Source organism: Streptomyces pseudogriseolus (assembly GCA_002154585.1).
Taxonomy (GTDB): domain Bacteria; phylum Actinomycetota; class Actinomycetes; order Streptomycetales; family Streptomycetaceae; genus Streptomyces; species Streptomyces pseudogriseolus.
Map to the genome: position 1 here is coordinate 1 of MUNG01000585.1, position 3,420 is coordinate 3,420.

At 74.7% G+C, this 3,420-nt stretch carries 2 protein-coding genes and 1 pseudogene; 2 read left to right on the plus strand and 1 reads right to left on the minus strand.

Translation table 11 applies throughout. The features are described 5' to 3' along the window. The coding region (locus tag CCN29_RS33135) for a RecQ family ATP-dependent DNA helicase (protein WP_107481764.1) at positions 1-2,083 on the plus strand (2,083 nt) is incomplete at its 5' end. 213 nt (positions 2,084-2,296) lie between these two features. Further along, positions 2,297-2,914, plus strand: coding sequence for a hypothetical protein (locus CCN29_RS33140; protein ID WP_006129998.1), 618 nt, complete (start codon positions 2,297-2,299; stop codon positions 2,912-2,914). A gap of 219 nt (positions 2,915-3,133) precedes the next feature. On the opposite strand, the pseudogene CCN29_RS33145 reads toward CCN29_RS33140, so the two are convergent. Further along, positions 3,134-3,420 (minus strand): annotated as a pseudogene (locus CCN29_RS33145) (hypothetical protein); the annotation flags it as partial.

Sequence of the window (3,420 nt, forward strand, 5' to 3'; positions counted from 1 at the left end):
ACGGCTGCGCGACGACCAGTGGCGGGCGATCGAGGCGCTGGTCGCCGAGAAGCGCCGGGCACTGGTCGTCCAGCGCACGGGCTGGGGCAAGTCCGCGGTGTACTTCGTGGCGACCGCGCTGCTGCGGGCCCAGGGCAGCGGCCCGACCGTGATCGTCTCCCCGCTGCTGGCGCTCATGCGCAACCAGGTCGAGGCCGCGGCCCGGGCCGGGGTCCGCGCCCGGACCATCAACTCCTCCAACAGCGAGGAGTGGGACGCCATCCGGGCGGAGATCGAGGCGGGGGACGTGGACGTGCTGCTGGTCAGCCCCGAGCGGCTGAACAACCCGGACTTCCGCGACCAGGTGCTGCCCCGGCTGGCCGCCGCGACCGGACTGCTCGTGGTCGACGAGGCGCACTGCATCTCCGACTGGGGCCACGACTTCCGCCCGGACTACCGGCGGCTGCGCACGATGCTGAGCGACCTCCCACAGGGGGTACCCGTCCTCGCCACCACCGCCACGGCCAATGCCCGGGTGACCGCCGACGTCGCCGAGCAGCTCGGCACGGGCGGTTCCTCGGACGCGCTCGTGCTGCGGGGCCCGCTGGACCGGGAGAGCCTCAGCCTGAGCGTGCTGCGCCTGCCGGACGCGGCGCACCGCATGGCCTGGCTCGCCGACCACCTGGACCAGCTCCCCGGGTCGGGGATCATCTACACGCTGACCGTGGCCGTGGCCGAGGAGGTCACCGCGTTCCTGCGCCGGCGCGGACACACGGTCGCCTCGTACACCGGCCGGACGGAGAACGCCGACCGGCAGCAGGCCGAGGAGGACCTGCTGGCCAACAAGGTGAAGGCGCTCGTCGCCACCTCCGCCCTCGGCATGGGGTTCGACAAGCCCGACCTGGGCTTCGTGGTCCACCTGGGGTCGCCGTCCTCCCCCATCTCCTACTACCAGCAGGTCGGCCGCGCGGGCCGCGGCGTGCGGCACGCGGAGGTGCTGCTGCTGCCGGGCAAGGAGGACGAGGCGATCTGGGAGTACTTCGCCTCCCTCGCCTTCCCGCCGGAGGAGACGGTGCGGCGCACGCTCGACGTGCTGGCGCGCGCCGAGCGGCCCCTGTCGCTCCCCGCGCTCGAACCGCTCGTGGAGCTGCGCCGCTCCCGCCTGGAGACGATGCTGAAGGTGCTCGACGTGGACGGGGCGGTGCGGCGGGTCAAGGGCGGCTGGACCGCGACCGGACAGCCCTGGACGTACGACGCCGAGCGGTACGCGTGGGTGGCGCGTCAGCGCGCGGCCGAGCAGCAGGCGATGCGCGACTACGTGTCGACGACGGAATGCCGGATGGAGTTCCTGCAACGGCAGTTGGACGACGAGGGCGCCAAGCCCTGCGGCCGCTGCGACAACTGCGCGGGCGCCCGCTACACGGCCGAGGCCTCCGCCGTGGCCCTCGACGCGGCCCGCGCCGACCTCGGCAGGGCAGGCGTCGAGGTGGAGCCGCGGCGCATGTGGCCCACCGGACTCCCCGCGATCGGCGTGGACCTGAAAGGCCGTATCCCGGCCGGGGAGCAGGCGGCGCAGGGCCGGGCCCTGGGCCGGCTGTCGGACATCGGCTGGGGCAACCGGCTGCGTCCGCTGCTCGCGCCGAAGGTGCCGGACGGCCCCGTGCCCGACGACGTCGCCCGGGCCGCGGTGGGCGTGCTCGCCGACTGGGCCAGAGGGCCCGGTGGCTGGGCGCCGGGGGTGGACGACGCCCAGCCTCGGCCGGTCGGGGTGGTCACCGTCGCCTCGGGCACGCGGCCGCAACTCGTCCGGTCGCTCGGGGCGCGCATCGCGGAGACCGGGCGGCTGCCGCTGCTCGGGACAGTGCAGAGCTCGGGCGAGCAGCATCAACTCCCCCGCAGCAACAGCGCCCAGCGGCTCAAGGCCCTCGCCGGCGCGCTGGCCGTCCCGCCCGAGCTCGCGGAGGCGCTCGCGCGGGCCGGAGGCCCGGTGCTCCTGGTGGACGACTACACGGAGACAGGGTGGACACTCGCCGTCGCGGCCCGGCTGCTGCGGCGTGCGGGTGCGCAGGGAGTGCTGCCGCTGGTACTGGCCGTACAGGGCTGACCCGGAGCCGTCGTCCGGCGGGTGGGGATATTAGCCGCGGATCCATCGATAACGGCCCCCTGCCTCAATTGCTCGTTGCCGCATCCAAGTTCGACAGGAAGAATTGAAGGACGCACCCGCACGGCTCGCCCGCCGACCAGGTAGGGCTCTGTTGCGTGCGCGCTCCCCCGAATCCGACCCGCCCGCAGAGTGGGCGTAGCCGAAGGGAGGACCGTGACCTTCGGATTCGCTCCGTCCTCGGCGGCATCGCTGTCGACGCCCGCCGCCGCATCCGCCAACCGTGTGCTCGAGCCTGCGGAGTGGGCGGCCGCGGGCATCCCGCTGCTGCGCAGTCCGCGCGAGGTCGTCAGCGGACTGCACGCCCGGCACCGTCCCGGCCCGGCGACCGCGGTCGTCGCCGTGCTCGATCCGGACGAACGCCTGCGGGCGAGCGCGTCGTTCACGCGACGATCCACCGGCGCCGACGGCTGGATGTACCGCAACGCGCTGCTGGCCCAGCTGCGCCGGGTCATCCCGCACGACCTGCGGCGCCGCACCCCGGTGCGCACCGCCGTCCTGCTCTACTGCCGTGAGGGCGACGCCCGCTGGACGGAGGAGGACGGGGCCTGGATGTGGGGGCTGCGGGACGCCTGCACCCTGCACGGGCTGCGCTGCGGTGCGTACATCACGCTGACCCGGGACGGCTGGCAGGTCCTGGGTGAAGGGCGGGGCGGCCGCCATCCCAGCGCCGGTTCGGAGCCGGAGCCGGTCGCCATGTCCGAGGCGCCGCCGCGGATTCCGCGCACGGGCGGAGCCGCGTCGGACGTACTGCGGCGCGCGGCGGCCCGCTGACACCGGGCCGTCCGTCAGAGACGTCCGCCACGGGGTCCGAGAACCCGCGCACTTCGCCCGCGTGCCGTGCGCCCCGCGTCGTCAGCCGCCCGCGGGGGCACCGCGCCCTCACCCTTCCCCGGGCACACCGACGGGCCGGCGGTGCGGGCATCGCGACCGCCGGCGTTCACGTACGGGCGGCGGCCCCGCCCGAGTGCCGGACGGTGCCGTGGCGTCGGCTCAGACCCCGGCACCCAGCACGGAGTTGATGCGCTGCGGATCCCCGCAGACGATCAACAGCGCGCCGGCCCGGGCGTGGGCGGACTTCAGGGCGGAGGCGGTCACGGACTCGGGACCGCCGTTGACGGCGACCACCACGACGGGACGCGTCCGGGCACGGTCCGCCACCTGGGCGTCCGTGTAGAAGACGTCGTCGCCGGCGTCGTGCTGGGCCCAGTAGGACGCTTCACCGAAGGACAGCTCGTGGGTGGCCCACGGGTGCTGTTCACCCGTGGGCCACCCACGAG